The following is a 19,331-nucleotide window of genomic DNA, read 5'->3' as shown; positions in this document are numbered from 1 at the left end:
GATTTTACGACAGGCGCTCCCGAATGCCGTTTCCGGCGGAAATCCGGAGGCAAAATCCGGGACGATACAGCCTGTTTCCGGTGATTTTCGCGGACATTTCGTTATACGGAGGATTCCGGAATCCCGAATATTTCGTTTTTTAATAAAAAATACGAATATTTTTTATACAAAGCGGTCCGACCATTTGCGCATTTCCATTTTTTTACTTAATTTTGATAAAAAGATTTTCTTCCGAAACGATTCCGGTATGCACGATCCGAAACACGAACCGCCCCTCCCCGCCGACTTTCGGCGCCGGTTCCGCCCGGGTTCCGGAGCGAAAGCGGAACGGGACGGAAGCGGGCACGCAGCGCATTTTCCCGAAATCGTTCCGGATCCGCCGGAATCCGTATCCACAATACGCGCCTCCCGATCCGCGTCTCCGGCCTCCGCCCCGACCCAGAACCAACCCAACGCCTAACCTTCGATCGCTATGATACCGGGAATCCTACGGAAAACTTCGGCCCTGCTGGCGGGATTCGCGCTGCTCGCCGCCCCGGCGCTGTCGCAGAACACGACGCCCGCACCTGCGGAAACCCGCCGGCTGCACGTGGAGCTGACGCTCGAGGAGGCCATCCGCGCCGCCCAGGAGCAGTCCATCGCCGCCATGGTGGCCAAATACACCTTCCTCTCGTCCTACTGGTCCTTCCGCTCGTTCAGGGCCAGCCGCCTGCCGTCGCTCAACCTGTCGGGCGAGGTGCTGAGCTTCGACCGTTCGCTGCGCCTGCTGCAGGACTACGACACGGGCGAAATGCGCTATCTGGAGAACTACAACCTGCAAAACACGATCGGCCTCTCGATCCGCCAGAACATCGCCCTCACGGGCGGCACGCTGCAACTCTACTCGTCGCTCAACCGGCTGGACCAGTTCGCCCCCAAGGATTCGAAATCCTACTACTCGCAGCCCATTACGCTCTCCTACACCCAGCCGCTCTTCGCCTACAACCAGTTCAAGTGGGACAAGAAGATCGCACCCAAGGAGTACGAGCTGGCCAAACGCACCTACATCGAGGCGATGGAGGACGTGACGACGCAGGCCGTGAGCTACTACTTCGCCCTGCTGCTGAGCAAGACCCGGCATGAAATCGCCGTCAAGAACTACGACAACACCAAGGCGCTCTACGCCATCGCCGAGAAGCGGCTCAAGCTGGGCAGCATCACGCACGACGAGCTGCTGCAGCTCCAGTTGCGAATGCTCAACGACAGTCTCTCGATCAACGACACTTCGCTCGAAGTCCGCGAGCAGCAGATGCGCTTCAACTCCTATCTGCGCTACAACGAGAACGTGGAGGTCGCCCCGGTGCTCGACGACCGCATTCCGGCCATCGACATCGACTACGCCATGGTGCTCGACAAGGCGCTGGAGAACTCGTCGTTCGACATCGGCAACCAGATCCAGATGCTCAACGCCGAGTCCGACATCGCGCGGGCCAGGGCCGAGCGGGGCGCTTCGGCCACGCTCAACGCCCGCTTCGGCCTCTCGCAGACCGGCGAGGAGTTCCGCACGGCCTACTCGAACCTGCTCGACCAGGAGGTCGTCGGACTCCAGTTCTCCATCCCGATCTTCGACTGGGGCATGGGCAAGGGCCGCGTCCGCATGGCCAGGGCGAAAGCCGAGATCGTCCGCAACCGGATCGAACAGGAGGAGATCGACTACCGCCACGAGATCTACACGCTCATCGAGCAGTTCCTCAACCAGCGCAACCAGTGCGCCGTGGCCGGCCGGGCCCTCGAGGTCGCCGAACGCCGCTACTCCATCGCGCTGGAGAACTTCCGGCGGGGAACCGTCTCGGTGACGGACATGAACACGGCCCAGACCGAGAAGGACCAGGCCAACCAGACCTACGTCTCGGCGCTGGCCGACTTCTGGAACTACTACTACTCGCTGCGCCGCAAGACGCTCTACGACTTCATCTCCCGGACCGACATCAACGCGGAGTTCGACAAACTCATCAACGAATAACCCTATGGACCGATACCTCCTTCCAGCACTCCTCTGCGCCGCCCTGCTGCCGGGCTGCGGCGGACCGAAAAGCGAAAAGACGGACGACGGCGACGACCGCATCCGCCACCGGATCGAATACAACGCCGTCGAGGTGGACACGCTGCGGCTGCGGAGTTTCACGCGCGAGCTGATAAGCAACGGACGGCTGCTGGCCGCACGCCGCAGCACGCTGTCGTTCCCCGTGGCGGGGACCATCGCCGAAATCCGGGCGAAGAACGGTTCGGGCGTCCGGGCCGGCGAACCGATCGCCCGGCTCGACACGGGCGAATACGCTCTTCAACTGCGCAAGGCGCAGCTTTCGCTGGAGAAGGCGCGGATGGAGTTCTACGACGTGCTGGTGGGCCAGGGCTACGCGCTGGGCGACACGCTCTCGCCGCCGGCCGAGGTCGTCCGGCTGGCCCGCATCCGCTCGGGATACGCCGACGCCGAAGCCTCGGTCGCCGGCGCCCGGCGCAGCCTGGAGCAATGCACGCTGCGCGCCCCCTTCTCCGGGAAGGTCGCCGACGTGGCCCAGCAGGTCTATGAAAAGTCGGCGGGCGAATTCTGCACGCTGCTCGACGACACCCGGCTCAACGTCCGCTTCACGGTGCTCGAATCGGAGGTCGGGCTGCTCCGTCCGGGGCAGGAGATCGCCGTCAGCCCCTTCGCCGACCTGCACAGGGAGGTCAGGGGCCGCATCGTCGCCGTCAATCCCTCGATCGACGCGCACGGGCAGGTGCAGATCGACGCCGAAGTGTCCAACGACGGCTCGCTCGTGGACGGCATGAACGTCCGCGTGGCCGTCCGGCAGCAGGTGGCCGACCGGCTGGTCGTGCCCAAGAGCGCCGTGGTCATCCGCGACAACGAGGAGGTGCTCTTCCGCTTCCGCGACGGCAAGGCGCTGTGGACCTACGTCCACACGTCGCTGGCCAACAGCAGGGAGTACGCCGTCGAGGCGAACACGGAGCGCGGCGCCGATCTCTCGCCGGGCGACATCGTCATCGTCTCGGGCAACCTGAACCTGGCCGACGGGTCGGAGGTCACGATCGACGCAACCCGCTAAACCGCCCCGGCCATGCTACGCAGACTTCTCGACCGGCCCGTCGCCGTGACGATGATCGCCGTCGTCCTGGTCATCCTGGGCGTCGTGAGCAGCCGCCTGCTGCCCGTGTCGCTCGTGCCCGACATAGACGCGCCCTACATCACCGTCCAGATTCCGGCGCAGGGCGTCCCGGCGCGCCAACTGAACGAGACGGTCGTCATACCCCTCAGCCGGCAGCTCATCCAGCTCTCGCAGCTCACGGACATCCGCAGCGACGCCCGCGAAGGCAGCGCCGTCATCCGCCTCACCTTCGAGCAGGGGGCGGACATCGACTACCTGTTCATCGAGGTGAACGAGAAGATCGACCGTTCGATCTCCTCGCTGCCCCGCGACCTGGAGCGCCCGAAGGTCATCAAGGCCAGCGCCACCGACATCCCGGCCTTCTACATCAACCTCACCGTCCGGGACGAACGCCCCGCCCCCGCGCAGGACGAGCTGCACCCCGTGTCGGAGCGGTTCGCGGCCCTGAGCCGCTTCGCCTCGCAGGTCATCACCAAGCGCATCGAACAGCTGCCCGAGGTGGCGATGGTGGACATGAGCGGCAGCGTGGCGTCCGAAATCCTCATCATCCCGGACGAGACGAAGCTGCGGCAGGCAGGCATCACGATCGCGGCGGTCGAAAGCGCCCTCAAGCGGGCCGACGTCACGCTGGGCAGCCTCACGATCCGCGACGGCGAGTACCAGTACAGCGTGAAGTTCAGCCCGGTGCTGGCCGACCGGGAGGACATCGAACGGATCTTCCTGAAGATCAACGGACGGCTCTTCCGTGTCAGGGACCTGGCGCAGGTGATCGAACACCCCCGCAAACGGCAGGGTACGGTCCTCTCCGACGGACGCGACGCGATCACGCTGGCCGTCGTGAAACAGTCCGACGCCCGCATGTCGCAACTCAAGAGCGAACTGGACAAGCTCCTCGGCCAGTTCCGCCACGACTACCCCGACGTGGAGTTCACCGTCACGCGCGACCAGACCGAACTGCTCGACTACTCGATCTCGAACCTGGTGAGCAACATCGTCGCCGGCGCGCTGCTCGCCTGCCTCATCATCCTCTTCTTCATGCGCGACATGAAGTCCCCGCTGCTGGTGATCCTGACGATTCCCGTCACGCTGATCGTCTCGGTGCTGGTCTTCTACGTGCTCGGCATCTCGATCAACATCATCTCGCTCTCGGGACTGGTGCTCGGCATCGGCATGATGGTGGACAACTCGATCATCGTCATCGACAACATGACGGCGCGCTGGCTGCGCGGCGAACGGCTCGCCGACGCCGTCACGCGCGGCACGAACGAGGTGGTGGCCCCCATGCTCTCGTCGGTGCTCACGACCTGCGCGGTCTTCATCCCGCTCATCTTCATCAACGGAATGGCCGGAGCGCTGTTCTACGACCAGGCGATGGCCGTCACGATCACGCTCTTCGTGGCCTACGGCGTGTCGATCACGCTGCTGCCGGTTTACTACCGCTGGTGGTACCGCCGCCAGGAGGCGTTCCGCCCCACGCCGTGGCTCGAACGCTTCTCGTTCGACCGCGTGACGGCCTGGTACGAGACCGCGCTCAAGTGGTTCTTCCGCCGCCGTGCGCTGATGTGGGGCATCTACGCCGTCTCGATCGTCGGACTGGTCCTCCTCTTCCTGACGGTCGAAAAGGAGCGGCTGCCCCGCATGACGTACAGCGACATGCTGGTGCATATCGACTGGAACGACCGCATCTCGGCCGAAGAGAACGGCCGCCGCACGCAGCGGCTCATAGACCGTCTCGGCGAACGGATCGAACAGTCCACGGTCATGGCCGGCGTGCAGCAGTTCATCCTCTCGCACACCGAGGAGAACGGCGTGGCCGAAGCCACCGTCTATCTGAAATGCCGCGACGCGGCCGACGTGGAACCCGTGCAGCGGGAGATCCGCAGCTACCTCGCGGCCAACGCCCCGGAGGCCCTCTGCTCGTTCGGCGTCTCGGGCAACGTCTTCGACCTGATCTTCGCCGAACGGGAGGCCGTGCTCACGGCGCGCCTGCGCTCCACGACGGGGCAGAACGCCGACCCCGAACGGCTGCAACGGCTCCTCGACCGCATCCGCGAGGCGCTGCCCGGACTGGAGGTCCCGCAGGCAGCCATGCAGGAGGACATCCTCTACGTGGCGCAGCCCGAACGGATGGCCCTCTACGGAGTGACCTACGGCGACCTGATCGCCACGCTGCGCAACGCCCTGAACGAGAATACGCTCTTCACGATCTCGAGCGGCGACGAATCGCTGCCCGTGGTCGTCGGCAACAACCTCCGGAGCCTCGACGAGCTGCTGGAAAGCACCTTCATCCGCACCGCCGAGGCCGAAATCCCGGTCAGCGCGCTGATGCGCCAGACCATGACGCGCGACCTGAAGCACATCGTGGCCGGAGCCGAAGGCAACTACTACCCGCTCGACCTGTCGCCCCGCGCCGGGGAAGTGCCGCAGGTCATCTCCGCGATCCGGCGGTGCGTCGCCGGGGACGACGGCTTCGAGGTGAGCTTCAGCGGCAGCTATTTCTCCAACCGCGGCATGGTCGGGCAGCTCGTCGGCGTGCTGGCCGTCGCGCTGCTGCTGCTCTTCTTCATCCTGGCGGCGCAGTTCGAATCGCTGGTCCAGCCGTGGATCATCCTGTCGGAAATCGTCATCGACCTGTTCGGGGCGATCCTCGTGCTCCGGCTCTTCGGCGAGTCGCTCAACCTGATGTCGATGATCGGCCTGATCGTCGTCTGCGGCATCGTCATCAACGACTCGATCCTCAAGATCGACACGATCAACACCCTGCGCCGCAACGGCCGCCCGCTCAAACGGGCCATTCTGGAGGCCGGACGGCGGCGCCTGAAGGCGATCGTCATGACCTCGCTGACGACGATTCTGGCCGTCGCCCCGTTCCTGGCCCGCGGCGACATGGGCTCCGACCTGCAATTCCCCATGTCGCTGGTCATCATCAGCGGCATGACCGTCGGCACGCTGGTCAGCGTCCTGTTCATCCCGCTGGCCTACTACGAAATCCACAAGCCGCGCCGATGAACCGCCCGCGGCCCATACCTTCCCGGCGACGCGGAATCCCCGCCTTCTCGGTACTGCTCATCATGGCGGCGCTGACGGTCGTCGGTGCGGCCATGCTGCCGATGCTCAGCATCCAGTACACGCCGACCACCCCCCAGCGCGGCATCGGGATCTACTTCTCCTGGCCCGACGCCTCGGCGCGGCTCGTCGAACAGCACGTCACCTCGCGCATCGAGGGGGCGCTCTCGACCGTCTCGGGAAACACGGGCATCTCCTCCACCTCGTCGAAGGGCTCCGGCAGCATCTGGCTCTCCTTCGCCAAGGGAACCGACATGACGGCGGCCCGCTTCGAGGTCGCCACCACGATCCGGAACCTCTACGCCAAGCTCCCCGAAGGGGTCAGCTACCCCTACATTTCGCTCGCGGCGTCGGGGAACCGGCAGGAGTCCGAGACGCTCGTCTATACCGTCAAGGCCGACCTCCCGTCCGAACGCATCGAGGAGTTCGTCTCGGCGCACGTCTCGACGCCCCTCTCCCAGATCGAAGGCGTCGGGAAGGTCTCCCTGTCGGGCGTCACGCCCTACGAATGGGTCATCCGCTTCGACCCCAAGGCGGCGGAGACCGCGGGAATCACCGCCGCCGACCTCGCCTCGGCTTTCGGCGCCTACTTCAGCAACGACATCGTCGGACTGACGACCCTGCCCGGGGAGGACGGCACGGAGCGCACCGTGGTCCTCCGCCTCCGCAACCGGGGCACAACCGACTTCGGAGAGATTCCCGTCGCCAAACGCAACGGCCGCATCTACCACCTGCGCGACTTCGCCTCGGCCCGCTGGCAGGAGCAGCGGCCGACGAGCTATTTCCGCATCAACGGACTGAACACGATCACCCTGGCGATCTCCTGCGAGGCGCACACGAACATGCTCCGGGTGGCCGCGGCGGTCAAGGAGGAGATGGCGCGCCTCCAGGAGCGTTTCCCGCCCGAGCTGTCGGCCACGCTCACCTACGACGCCACGGAATACGTCTCGGGCGAGCTGGAGAAGATCTACCTGCGCACGTTGCTCTGCGTCGCCATCCTGCTCGCGTTCGTCTTCGCCGTGAGCCGCGACCTGCGCTACCTAGCCATCATCGCCACGACGCTGGCCGTCAATATCCTCGTGGCGGCGGTCTTCTACAACCTCCTGCACCTGGACATCCACATCTACACGCTGGCCGGCATCACCGTGTCGCTGGGCATCATCATCGACACGTCGATCATCATGGTGGACCATTACAGCTACTACCGCGACCGGCGCGTCTTCGTCTCGATCCTCGGAGCGCTGCTGACCACCATCGGGGCGCTGGGCATCGTCTGGCTGCTACCCGAGGAGCAGCGGCTCAACCTGGCCGATTTCTCGCTGGTCATCGTCATCAACCTCGCCGTCTCGCTCTTCGTGGCGCTGCTTTTCGTCCCGGCGCTGCTCGAAAAATTTCCGCTGGGACGCAGCATGACCGTCTCGTCCGTGCGCCGGCGGCGTTTCACGGTCCGCTTCTCGCGCCTCTACGGCCGCTTCATCGCCTGGGGACGCCGCCGCCGCTGGATCTTCGTCGCGGCCCTGCTCTGGGGCTTCGGCCTCCCGACGTTCCTGCTGCCCGACAGGATCGAGGAGGAGGACGGGAAACCCCTCCCGTGGCCGGCCCGGTGGTACAACGGCGTCATGGGCAGCGAATTCGTCACCGCACACCGCCAGACCCTCGACAAGGTGCTCGGCTCGTCGCTCAACCTCTTCAGGACGGCCACCGGACGCTACAACTACTTCCGCCAGCCCGCGCAGAAGGTACTCTACATCAACGCCGGCATGGCCGAAGGCTGCACCGTGCAGCAGCTCGACGAGGTCGTCCGCCACATGGAGAACTACATCAGCCGGTTCGACGAGGTGCAGATGTTTCGCACGAACATCTACGGCTACGACAACGCCCAGATCATCGTCACCTTCAAGCCCGAATACGAGAACGGCCCCTTCCCGTCGATGCTCAAACAGGAGCTCACCGCGGCGGCCATCCGCTTCGGCGGGGCGACGTGGCGCATCTCGGGCATCGACGACAACTACTTCAACAACAACGTCATCAGCAACTACCGCTCGAACCAGATACGCCTCCGGGGCTACAATTACGACCAGTTGTCGGACTACGCCGACGCACTGGTGGATTCGCTGTCGCAGAACCGCCGCGTCTCGCAGCCCGAAATCATGACCGGCAACGGCTGGAGCCTGCCGCACAACGAGTTCAACATCCGCTACGACGACGAACGCGTCGCCGCCGCGGGACTGAACGTCGCCGACTACTACTCGCTGCTCGGCACGATGCTCTACCGCGCGCCGCTCCCGTCGGTCTACAACGGCGACGAGATGCAGCGCGTCGTGCTCGAATCGGCCGACCGCGACCGCTTCGACCGCTGGCACGTCGCCAACGCGCAGGTGAGGATCGACTCGCTGCAAACGAAGCTCTCCTCCGTCGGAACCATCGAGAAACGCCGCACGGGCATCTCCATCTACCGCTACAACCAATCCTACCAAATCACCGTCGGATTCGACTTCATCGGCTCCTACGAGCTGGGCCGACGGCTCATCGAGCGCACGGTGGACCGGCTCAACGAGGAGACGCTGCCCATCGGGTTCATCGCCGACTCGCCCACCTACCGCTACGGCTTCGGTCAGAAGAAACAGGAGGTGTGGCTGATCCTGCTGGTCATCGCCATCATCTACGCCATGTGCGCCGTCATCTTCGAGTCGCTGCGCAAACCGCTGGTCATCATCCTGATGATCCCGGTGTCGTTCATCGGCGTCTTCCTCACCTTCGGCTGGTCGGACTTCGTCTTCGACCAGGGCGGATTCGCCGCCTTCGTCCTGCTGTGCGGCATCGTCGTCAATGCGGGCATCTACCTCATCAACGAGGAGGACAACTGGGCCGCGACGTCGCGCAAGCGGGGCATCCCGCTCTACCTGAAGGCCTACAACCACAAGATCGTCCCCATCGCGCTGACCATCCTCTCGACCGTGCTGGGGCTCGTGCCGTTTCTTTACGACGGTCCCGAGGAGGTCTTCTGGTTCGCATTCGCCGTGGCGGCCATCAGCGGCACGCTCTTCTCGCTCATCGCGCTGGCGGTCTATCTGCCGATCTTCCTTCCGATGCGCCGCAAACCCCGTCCCGAGCCATGATGCGGAAACACCATCCCCTTCTCCGCGGGGCCGTGCTCCTGCTCTGGACCGCCGCCTGCTGGCGGCTTTTCGTCCCGGCCCTCGACGTCCCGACGCAGGAGCTGCGGGCGAACGCCCTCGCGTCGATGCAGGGCACCCTCCTGCTGCTCCTGCTGGCCGGGACCGTTCTCCTCGTCCGTGCCCCGCGCATCCGCCCCAATGCCACGGACTACTGCGCCGCGCTGCTGCTCGCCGGCGTCACGGCCTCCCGGTTTCTCCTCCCCGGACCCGCCGCCCCGGCGCGTTACGACGAGCTGCTCCAGGCGGCGATGCTCTACGCCTCGCTGCGCATCCTTTTCACGGCCGAACGGCATACTGCCGCCGTGCTGCTTACGCTGTTGTGCCTCTTCGGCATCTACGAGGCGTGGACCGGCATCCGCCAGATCTACGGATTCGCCTACTCGAACCACGGGCTTTTCAAAGTCACCGGCACGCTCTTCAACCCGGGTCCCTATGCGGGCTTCATCGCCCCCGTCCTCGTCTGCGCCGTCGCCTGCATCGTCCGCAGCAACCGCCTCGCGGGGCGGCTGCTGCGACGGCAGACTCTCCGGAGACCGCGGAGCCTTCTCCGTCCCTGCATCCTGACGGGCGGCCTGCTGCCCTGCCTCGCGGGCTGGGGCGCCGCACTGCTGGGGGCCGTGGTCCTGCCCGCCTCCATGAGCCGCGCCGCACTGGCGGCCGTCGCCGCCGGATGCGGCGCGCTGGCCCTCGGGGAACTCGATGCCGCGGGCCGTCTCCGCCGCCTCTTCGCCGCACACCCCCTCCGCACGGGAATCGCCGCAGGCTCCGCGCTGCTGCTGCTCGGAGGTGCGGCCGCCGGAGCCTATCACCTCAAACGCCCTTCGGCCGAGGGACGGCTGCTGATCTGGAAGATCGACGCCCGCATCCTGCTCCGCCGCCCGCTCTGCGGCGCGGGCCTCGGGAATTTCGCCGGAGCCTTCGGCGAGGAGCAGGCCCGCTACTTCGCCGAACGGTCCCGGCCCGAAGGAGAGAAACAGGTGGCCGGATGCCCCGAAGCCGGATTCAACGAATTTCTGCAATTCGGCGCCGAGACCGGCGCGGCCGGCTTCGCACTCCTGCTCCTGCTGACCGGAACGGCCGTGGCGGCCGGCATCCGCCGCGGCGACCCGTTCGGCTACGGACTGCTCGCGGCGGCGGTGTTCGCCTCGTTCTCCTATCCGTGGAGCGTCCTGCCGCTGCGGCTGCTCTTCGTCGTCCTGCTCGCCGGAGCGGCGTCTCCGCCCGGGGGACGGCGGCGTTCCGGCCCCCGGACGGAGACCGTCCCCTCCCGCCGCTCCGGACCCTTCCGACGGATCGCCGCACCGCTGCTGCTCGCGGCGGGCATCGCCTGCTGGCCGGGCGTCTATGGACGCACCGCCGCACGCGCGGAGGCCCGCCGGCAATGGAGCGACGTCCGCATCTGGATGAGCTCGGGCCGCTACGACTACCTCGTCGAGGACGGCGAACGCCTTCTCGACAGCCTGCCGCACGACTTCCGGTTTCTCTACGACTACGGCTACGCCCTGCACCGGAGCGGCGACTACCGCCGGAGCAACGACATCCTGCGGACCGGGGCGCGGATCAGCAGCGACCCCATGTTCTGGAACATCATGGGCAAGAACCACGACGCGCTCGGGGAGCATTCCGAAGCCGAAAGAGCCTACCTGCAGGCGCACTTCCGCATTCCCGACCGCATATATCCCCTCTACCTGCTGGCCCTCCACTACCGGGCCTCCGGACAGGAGGCCGAAGCCCTCGCCACGGCCCGCAGGGTCGCGGACCACACGCCGAAAATCGAGTCGGCGCAGACCCGAAAGATGCAGGAGGAGATGCGCGGACTGCTCGCCGCGGCCCGCTCCGGCCCCCTTTCAGAAACACAGGAACCATGAACCCGACCGAAAGAAAAAGGCCCTGGAAGCGTATCGTGCGGAACGCCGCCGGCACGGCGCTGGTCATCGCTGCGCTCGCGCTGTGGATGCCCTACTTCGTGCGGGCGTTCGTCTGCGACCAGTTCGTCGTACCGTCCGAGTCGATGCTGCCCACGCTCATTCCCGGCGACCGCATCCTGGTAAACAAACTGATCGCCGGAGCGCGGATCTACCGGAGTTTCGATTTCGCCGAGGGGGCTCCGCTGCGTTCGTTCCGGCTGCCGGGGCTGCGGAAGGTACGGGTGAACGACGTGGTGGTCTTCAACGTCCCGCACGGTTACGACCGGGACCGGATCGAGTTCCGCATCAACTACGTCTATGCCAAACGCTGCGTCGGCACGCCGGGCGACAGCGTTTCGATCCGCAACGGATACCTTCGGAACAACCGCCACGAAGGCCCCGTCGGCGACCGGGAGCGGCAGCGGCTGCTCGCCGAAACGCCCGACTCGGCGATCCCGCCGACCGTACTGCGCGCCATGCCGTTCGACGACTCGCTTTTCGGCTGGACGATCAGGAATCTCGGACCGCTCTACGTTCCCCGGGCCGGAGCGAAGATCGCGCTCGACCTGCGCAACTTCAGGCTCTACAAGCCGCTCGTGGAGTACGAAACCGGCGGCAGCCTCTCCTTCGACGGCCGCACGGCGCGGCTCGACGGGAAACCGCTCGCCGACTACGTTTTCCGCAAGAACTACTACTTCTTCTGCGGCGACAACGTCCCCAACTCGAAGGACAGCCGCTACTGGGGATTCGCCCCCGAGGAGTTCATCATCGGCGTCGTCAAGCGCATCTCCTACTCCGAGGAGCCGTTTTCGGGACGGAGGAGGCCCGAAAGACGCTGGAAAAAGGTGGAGTGACTCCCCCCCCTCCGAGCCATCTCCGCCCGCAAAAAGGGCATCCCGCCCCCGGTTTCCCGGAGGCGGGATGCCGAAACAAAGGCCCCGCATGTTCGAATTCAGCCGATACGGCACACGCTCCGCGCACCCTCTGCCCGCAGGCACTCCTCCCGTCCGGCGGGAATCCGCCGCAAAGGTGCGCCGCCGGACACGGGCGGGTAAACGCTCCCGTGCGGGGAGCCGTGCGTCAGTGCGCCTCGAGCCAGTTGCCGCCGACGCCCGCATCGGCGACGAGCCGCACCCGGAGCTTCGCGGCCGACTCCATCGCTTCGGTCACGATGGCCGTGACCCGCTTCTGCTCGGAACGGAGCATATCGACCACCAGTTCGTCGTGCACTTGCAGAATCACCCGCGAACGGATTCCCTCGGCGGCGAAACGGCGGTGCACGTCGATCATCGCGATCTTCATGATGTCGGCCGCCGAACCCTGTATCGGAGCGTTCACGGCGTTGCGCTCGGCCAGTCCGCGGGCCACGGCGTTGTGCGAGGCGATGTCGTTCAGGTAGCGGCGACGGCCGAAGATCGTCGTCACGAAACCCTCCTCGCGGGCCTTCCCGACCACGCGCTCCATATACTCCTTCACTTTGGGGTAGGAGGCGAAATAACCGTCGATGATCTCCCGGGCCTCCTTGCGCGGGATTTCGAGCCGCTGGCTCAGCCCGAAGGCCGAAATGCCGTAGATGATGCCGAAGTTGGCCGTCTTGGCCCGCCGCCGCTCCTCGGGAGTGACCTCTCCGAGCGGTTTGCCGAACAGCCGCGCGGCCGTGGCGGCGTGGATGTCCTCGCCGTGCTCGAAGGCCGCGATGAGCGACTCGTCGCCCGAGAGGTGGGCCATCAGCCGCAGCTCGACCTGGCTGTAATCGGCCGAGAGCAGCAGGTGGTCGTCGTCCGAGGGAATGAACGCCCGGCGGATGCGGCGGCCCATCTCCTCGCGCACGGGGATGTTCTGCAAGTTGGGATTCGTGGACGAGAGACGCCCGGTGGCTGTCACCGCCTGGTTGAACGAGGTGTGGATGCGCCCCGTCGTGCGGTTCACCAACTGCGGAAGCGCCTCCACATAGGTCGAAAGGAGTTTCTTCACGCCGCGGTACTCCAGCACGAGGTCCACGATGCGGTGCTTGCGGGCGAAGGTCTGGAGGTACTCCTCGTCGGTGCAGAACTGTTTGGTACGCGTCATCTTGGGTTTCTCGGCGATCCGCATCTTCGCGAAGAGCACCTCGCCAAGCTGCCGCGTGGAGTTGATGTTCAGCGACGGCTCGCCGGCCTCCGCGCGGATCGCCGCCTCCAGCTCCGCCATGCGGCGGTTCAGCTCGACGGCGTATTCGGCCAGCGCCGCGGTGTCGATCCGCACGCCCGCCATCTCGATCGAGGCCAGCACCTCGATCATCGGCTCCTCGATCTCGGAATAGAGCCGCTCCAGCCCGATCCGCTCGACCATCGGGTAGAGCACGCGCTTGAGCTGCAACGTGATGTCGGCGTCCTCGGCGGCGTACTCCTTGACACGCTCGACGTTCACCAGGTCCATCGTCAACTGCTTCTGCCCCTTGCCGATCAGCGTCTCGATCTCGATGGGCCTGTAATTGAGGTACTTCTCCGAAAGCGCATTCATGTTGTGGCGCGATTCGGGATCGAGCAGGTAGTGGAGAATCATCGTGTCGTACTTACGCCCGCGGACCTCGATCCCCAGCCGCCGGAGCACCATCAGGTCGAACTTGACGTTCTGGCCGATCTTGGCGATCCGCTCCTCCTCGAACAGCGGCCGCACGATCCCGGCGTACTCCGCCGCATCCTCCTCGCGGAAGGGAACGTACCACGCCCTGTGCGGCTCGACGGCCAGCGACAGCCCGACGATCCGGTCGTTGAAGATGTCGAAGCCCGTGGTCTCCGTATCGAAGCAGAACTCTTCGTAACGGGCCACCTCAGCCACCACCTCGCGCAGCCGCGCGGCGTTCGGGACGAGCGTGTATTCGTGCGGTGTGGTCTGGGCCGTGGCCAGTTGCATCGCCTCGGCCTCCTCCTGCAATTCGGCCGCCGGAACGGGACCCGGCAGCGGGGCCACGGGATCGCCGAACAGATTGCCCTGCCCGGCCAGCGCCGCCTTCTTCGCGGCGGCCGACTTGGCGCGGGCCATCTCGGCCAACTGCCGCTGATCCTCCTGACGCGGCCCGTCGGACAGCGGCTCCGGGGGTGCGAGGTTCGCCAGATCGTTCAGGAAAGCCTTGAAATCCAGCTCGGCGAAGACGGCCCGCAGCTCGTCCAGATGCGGCTCGCAGACCGTCAGCTCTTCCTCGCGGAAGGGAATCGGCACGTCGAGGCAGATCGTCGTGAGCCGCTTGGCCAGGCGCAACCTGTCGCCCCATTCGGCGATCTTCTCGCCCTGCCTGCCCCCGATCCGCGCCGCGTTGTCGAGGATGTTCTCCACCGTGCCCCACTCCCGCACCAGCTTGCAGGCGCTTTTCTCGCCGATGCCCGGCACGCCGGGAATATTGTCCGACGCATCGCCCCACAGGGCGAGAATGTCGCGCACGAGCACGGGATCGTCGATGCCGTACTTCTCGCGGATCGCCTCGCGGCCGACGATCTCGATCGCGCCGTCCGCACCTTTCTGCTTGTATATCCGGCAGTTGTCCCTCACCAGTTGGCCGTAGTCCTTGTCGGGCGTGACCATATAGACGTCGTATCCGGCGGCGACGCCCTTTTGCGAAAGCGTGCCGATCACGTCGTCGGCCTCGTAGCCCTCGACCTCGAGAATCGGAATGCACATCGCCTCCAGCACCCGCTTGACATAGGGGACCGAAAGCAGAATGTCCTCGGGCGTCTCGGCGCGGTTGGCCTTGTACTCGGGAAAAATGTCGCGGCGGAAACTGCCGCCCTTGGGATCGAACGCCACGCCCAGCAGGTCGGGACGTTCGCGTTTCTGAATGTCGCGCAGAAACTTCACGAACCCGAACACCACGGAGGTGTTCATGCCGTCGCGGTTACGCATCGGACGCCCCAGAAAGGCATAGTAATACTTGAATATCAATGCATAGGCATCGACCAGAAAGAGTTTTTTCATCATGTGAAGTTGCGTTTTTTCGGAAAAGGGGCGGGGATCATCCGTTGTCCTCGGCGAACCATTCGGCAAACGACGTGGCCGTTTCATTCAGGCGCAGCGAATGGAGCCGGACACCCTGCGGAAGCCGCGCGGCGATGCGGCGCGCGAAGTCGGCAAGCATGTTCTCGCACGTGGGCTGGTAGTCCACCGCCACGATATTGCCGAAGCGGTCGGCGAGCAGCCGCCGGAGCGCATCGCCCGAGGCCGAAGCCCGCAGCACCAGCGCGTGGTCGAAGCGCGAGACGACCTCCTCGTTCACGATGCGTTTGAGCAAGCCGAAGTCCATCACCATCCCGTACTTGGGATCGCGGGGATCCTCCCCAGGCGTTCCCTTCACCGTCACGAACAGGCGGTAGGAGTGTCCGTGTATCTCGCGGCACGGCCCGTCGTATCCGTCGAGGGCATGCGCCGCTTCGAACGAAAATTCCTTGGTCAGTCTGATTGTTGTCATCGGGACAAAGATATTCATTAAAAGCGAAAGGAGAAAGGCCTTTCGCCACTTTTCGCCTCTCCGCACCGGACAGGGAAGGCGCCCGTGCGGCATCCGGCGGCCCGCGGGAGTCCGTCGTGCGAAATTAGCGTTTGTTCCGCAAACGGCCAAACCGGGGCGGGAAACCGCCGCGGCGGATCCGCTAATAGAAGGTTCCCTTCGGGGCGAAGATCGTGTAGCCGAAATTGAAGGTCAGATACATGTTCCGCCAGTCGCGCAGGTCGTATTTCGTGAGCGCGAGGCTCACCGGACCGATCGGCGTATGGTAAACGAACGACGTCTCGGCGATGTAATGCCAGCGGCGGTCGGGCGAGGCGGTCGGAACGGCCGGAACACCGCTCCGCGCGCTGCGGTACATGGCGTAGAACCCCGTGCGGAAGAAGAAGTTCGGCAGGAGGTCGAAGGTCGGCATCACGCCCCCGCCCACGAACCACGGGGCGTGGAAATCGGGCATGTGGATCATCCGCGCATGCGGAACCGGGGCATAGGAGGGTTCCGACATGAGCGTCGCGCCCGGGGAGGTGAAATCCGGATGGTTCGTATAGACGCCGTCGAGATTGAACCCGAACGAGAACCAGCCGCAGGAGGGGATGTCGAAGTACTTGTCCCACGAGAAGCGGGCCCCGAACCACCGGCGCCGGGTGCGCGAGAGGAACCCTTCGGCGTCGTAGGGCCGGAATTTGTCGCGCCCGGAGACCCAGACGGCCGAAAGGCGCAGGTCCGAACCCCGGCGGGGATAGAGGAACTTGTCGAGCGTATTGCGCGCCACCTCGGCCTTCAGGCCGAAGAACGAGAAGCGCGTGTGGTCGGTCTCGTCCACGAACAGCTCGTCCGAATCGTAGCGGTAATTGACATGCCCGGCGTTGGCGCGCAGCATCAGCACGCTGCGGTGCGTGAGGGGCATCCCCGCGGAGAGCGAGAAGAAGCTCTCGCTCTCCTTGACCTGCTCCGTGTTGTCGATCTTCGTCACGTTGCCGAAGGAGCCGTGGCGCAGGTTGTGGACCGAGAAGTTGTAGGAGTAGTCCAGGAAGACGGGCTTCACCAGATAGAAGTCCGTGCGGCCTCCCAGTGCGCCCCAGGTGTAGATCGGCCCGAGGTACAGCTCGGCGTTCAGCCGCTGTCCGACGCGGCCGATCCACTGGTGGTCGATACCGACGTAGGCCTGGTTGAAGGCCGTCGAGGAGATGTTGCCGCCGACGGTGATCCGGAAGTTGGGGCGCGTGGAGAAATGCGCCTCGAAGGCGTAGCGCCGTTGCACCGAATCGTAGCGCACGTGGGGGAATCCCATCGAGAACTCGCCCCCGGCCAGCACCTCGAAGAGGTTGTCGCGCAGCTCGGCGAACCCCATCGGCCGCTGGCGGCCCGGCGTGCGGCGGTCCACCTGCACGAAGTCGCGGATATAGGCCCGCTGGGTCCGCGTCAGCCCCTCGAGCCGGTAATCGTTGAAGATCAGCGGGGGACACTTTCCGCGGAAGGCGGCGCGGCGCGCGGCGTAATCGGTCTCGCCGCGGCGTGCGGCGACCTGCCGCAGGATTTCGGGCATGGCGGCCATGGCGTCCTCGTAGCCCGAGTCCATGATGGCCTCGGCCCGGTCGAAGTCGAGCATCCCGGCATCCACGGCCCGGCGGATCGTGACGCTGCGCCCTTCGGGCAGCGTGTAGTCGGTCTCCTGCATGGCCAGCATGAAAGCCTGGTCCATGATGTTGCTGTCGCCGCTGGGCGGGGTGTTGCCCGAGGTGCAGACCGATCCCACGATGAAATCGGGACCGAACGTCGCGTCGAGCGGCTTCCACGGGAAGTTGTCGTAGATGCCGCCGTCGTAAAGCAGCATCGAATCCGCCTCCACGGGCTTGAACACCAGGGGAATGGACATCGAGGAGCGCACCGCCTCGCTCAGCTCGCCCCGCCGCAGCACCACCGGACGGCGGTGGTTCATGTCGCTGGCCACGCAGAGGAAGGGGACCATCAGGCGGTCGAAATCGCCGTCGGCGGCGGCCGTCGCCGGAGCGAACAGCTCGGTGAGCGCCATGTCGATCTGCGTGGAGGAGACGAGGTTCGTCGGCACGCGGAACCGTTTCCCCGCAGGGCCTTCGACGTCGATGCGCAGGCTCAGGAACGAGGGGTTGCTCCCCACCTGCCGGTAGTAGTCGAGGTAGCGGTTGGGGTCGATGCGCCCCGAAACCCACTCCCTGACCACGCCCGAGCTGACGATCGCACGCATCTCCGCAGGGGAGTAGCCCGCCGCATACATGGCCGCGATGATCGAGCCCATCGACGTCCCGGCCACGCAGTCGATCGGCACGCCGCACTCCTCGAGCGCCTCCAGCACGCCGATATGGTAGAGCCCCTTCGCCCCGCCGCCGCTCATCACGACCCCGACGCGCTGCCCCGGCGCGGGCAGCGTCCCGGCGAGCAGAAACAGGACAAAAGCGACCGTTTTACGCAACATATCTCAATTTTTTTATAACTTTGCACACTATACAGCGTTCCTCCAAAAGTAGGAAAAAAAGAAAAACCGGCAAAATATGATCGACAAAATCAATGAACTCCTCCGACGAGTCGAAGAGTTCAAACCCAAGGCGGCCGCCGAAATCGAGGATTTCCGGATCAGGGTGCTCGGCAAAAAGGGCGAGCTGAACGCATTGATGGAGGAGTTCAAGACGGTGGCTCCCGAGCTCAAACGCGAACTGGGCCAGCAGCTCAACCGCCTCAAGCAGGAGGCCACGGAGCGGATAAACGCCCTGCGCGAAGAGTTGCAGAACGCCGCGGCGGACCGGCCGGCCGCCACGGACGACCTGACGCGCCCCGGCACGGTCGAGCGCCTCGGCTCGCGCCACCCGATCGCACTCGTCCGGAACGAAATCGTCGAGGTCTTCTCGCGCCTGGGCTACACCGTGGCCGACGGACCCGAAATCGAGGACGACTGGCACGTCTTCTCGGCGCTCAACTTCCCGCCCGAGCACCCCGCACGCGACATGCAGGACACGTTCTTCATCGAAAAGGACCCCGACATCCTGCTGCGCACGCACACCTCGTCGATCCAGGTGCGCACGATGGAGCGCCAGCGGCCGCCGATCCGCGTGATCTGTCCGGGCCGCGTCTTCCGCAACGAGGCGATCTCCTACCGCGCCCACTGCATCTTCCATCAGATCGAGGGCCTCTACATCGACGAAGGGGTTTCGTTCGCCGACATGAAGCAGTCGCTCGAATACTTCGCCAAGGAGATCTTCGGCGAACAGACCGCCATCCGCATGCGCCCCTCGTACTTCCCCTTCACCGAACCGTCGGCCGAGGTGGACGTGTCGTGCAACCTCTGCGGAGGCAAGGGCTGCGCCGTCTGCAAGGGCACGGGCTGGCTCGAGATCATGGGCTGCGGCATGGTGGACCCGAACGTGCTCACGGCAAACAACATAGACCCCGGGAAATACTCCGGATTCGCCTTCGGCATGGGGATTGAACGCATCGCCATGCTCAAGTACGGCGTGAAGGACCTGCGGCTCTATTTCGAGAACGACGTACGGTTCCTCCGCCAGTTCGACGAAGCGCTCTGAAA

At 65.2% G+C, this 19,331-nt stretch carries 10 protein-coding genes; 7 read left to right on the top strand and 3 right to left on the bottom strand.

Translation table 11 applies throughout. From position 1 onward, the window contains the following. The first annotated feature begins 472 nt into the window (after window positions 1-472). From KB554_RS11280 to lepB, 6 genes are read left to right on the top strand one after another with little or no spacing between them, the layout of a single operon-like run. The gene (locus KB554_RS11280; protein ID WP_141428373.1) at window positions 473-2,002 is read left to right on the top strand and encodes a TolC family protein; all 1,530 of its coding nucleotides are present in this window, start codon (window positions 473-475) and stop codon (window positions 2,000-2,002) included. Between the two features lie 4 nt (window positions 2,003-2,006). Beyond that, on the top strand, window positions 2,007-3,086 hold the full coding sequence (locus KB554_RS11275) for an efflux RND transporter periplasmic adaptor subunit (protein ID WP_141428372.1): 1,080 nt from the start codon (window positions 2,007-2,009) through the stop codon (window positions 3,084-3,086). 12 nt (window positions 3,087-3,098) lie between these two features. Continuing rightward, a complete protein-coding gene (locus KB554_RS11270; RefSeq protein ID WP_211036185.1) occupies window positions 3,099-6,155 on the top strand; it encodes an efflux RND transporter permease subunit in 3,057 nt (1,018 codons plus the stop codon). Beyond that, window positions 6,152-9,331, top strand: a complete 3,180-nt coding sequence (locus KB554_RS11265; RefSeq protein ID WP_211036184.1) for an efflux RND transporter permease subunit — start codon at window positions 6,152-6,154, stop codon at window positions 9,329-9,331. Before KB554_RS11270 ends, KB554_RS11265 begins: the two co-directional genes overlap by 4 nt. After that, complete coding sequence (locus KB554_RS11260) at window positions 9,328-11,259, top strand: O-antigen ligase family protein (RefSeq protein ID WP_211036183.1); 1,932 nt, start codon at window positions 9,328-9,330, stop codon at window positions 11,257-11,259. The genes KB554_RS11265 and KB554_RS11260 overlap by 4 nt, the downstream gene beginning before the upstream one ends. After that, complete coding sequence (lepB, locus tag KB554_RS11255) at window positions 11,256-12,152, top strand: signal peptidase I (protein WP_211036182.1); 897 nt, start codon at window positions 11,256-11,258, stop codon at window positions 12,150-12,152. The genes KB554_RS11260 and lepB overlap by 4 nt, the downstream gene beginning before the upstream one ends. Window positions 12,153-12,378: 226 nt before the next feature. Here lepB and polA read toward each other — a convergent pair whose 3' ends face one another. The 3 genes from polA to KB554_RS11240 form a co-directional block, all read right to left on the bottom strand. After that, entirely contained in the window at window positions 12,379-15,249 is a 2,871-nt protein-coding gene (gene polA, locus KB554_RS11250; RefSeq protein WP_211036210.1) for a DNA polymerase I, read from the bottom strand. A gap of 37 nt (window positions 15,250-15,286) precedes the next feature. Next, entirely contained in the window at window positions 15,287-15,739 is a 453-nt protein-coding gene (locus KB554_RS11245; protein WP_179954828.1) for a 6-carboxytetrahydropterin synthase, read from the bottom strand. 181 nt (window positions 15,740-15,920) lie between these two features. Beyond that, the gene (locus KB554_RS11240) at window positions 15,921-18,227 is read right to left on the bottom strand and encodes a patatin-like phospholipase family protein (RefSeq protein ID WP_211036181.1); all 2,307 of its coding nucleotides are present in this window, start codon (window positions 18,225-18,227) and stop codon (window positions 15,921-15,923) included. A gap of 76 nt (window positions 18,228-18,303) precedes the next feature. On the opposite strand from KB554_RS11240, the gene pheS reads away from it, so the two are divergent. Beyond that, entirely contained in the window at window positions 18,304-19,329 is a 1,026-nt protein-coding gene (gene pheS, locus KB554_RS11235; RefSeq protein ID WP_211036180.1) for a phenylalanine--tRNA ligase subunit alpha, read from the top strand. Window positions 19,330-19,331: the final 2 nt, after the last annotated feature.

The sequence above is a fragment of the Alistipes sp. Marseille-P2263 genome (assembly GCF_018101075.1).
GTDB classification, from domain to species: Bacteria; Bacteroidota; Bacteroidia; order Bacteroidales; family Rikenellaceae; genus Alistipes; species Alistipes dispar.
The sequence above is the reverse complement of the archived record's forward strand: the minus strand, read 5'-3'. Positions and strand labels throughout refer to the sequence as shown.

Coding starts and splice junctions, on each gene's coding strand:
- KB554_RS11280 (WP_141428373.1), top strand. CDS start 473: ATGATACCGGGAATCCTACGGAAAACTTCGGCCCTGCTGGCGGGATTC.
- KB554_RS11275 (WP_141428372.1), top strand. CDS start 2,007: ATGGACCGATACCTCCTTCCAGCACTCCTCTGCGCCGCCCTGCTGCCG.
- KB554_RS11270 (WP_211036185.1), top strand. CDS start 3,099: ATGCTACGCAGACTTCTCGACCGGCCCGTCGCCGTGACGATGATCGCC.
- KB554_RS11265 (WP_211036184.1), top strand. CDS start 6,152: ATGAACCGCCCGCGGCCCATACCTTCCCGGCGACGCGGAATCCCCGCC.
- KB554_RS11260 (WP_211036183.1), top strand. CDS start 9,328: ATGATGCGGAAACACCATCCCCTTCTCCGCGGGGCCGTGCTCCTGCTC.
- lepB (WP_211036182.1), top strand. CDS start 11,256: ATGAACCCGACCGAAAGAAAAAGGCCCTGGAAGCGTATCGTGCGGAAC.
- polA (WP_211036210.1), bottom strand. CDS start 15,249: ATGAAAAAACTCTTTCTGGTCGATGCCTATGCATTGATATTCAAGTAT.
- KB554_RS11245 (WP_179954828.1), bottom strand. CDS start 15,739: ATGACAACAATCAGACTGACCAAGGAATTTTCGTTCGAAGCGGCGCAT.
- KB554_RS11240 (WP_211036181.1), bottom strand. CDS start 18,227: ATGTTGCGTAAAACGGTCGCTTTTGTCCTGTTTCTGCTCGCCGGGACG.
- pheS (WP_211036180.1), top strand. CDS start 18,304: ATGATCGACAAAATCAATGAACTCCTCCGACGAGTCGAAGAGTTCAAA.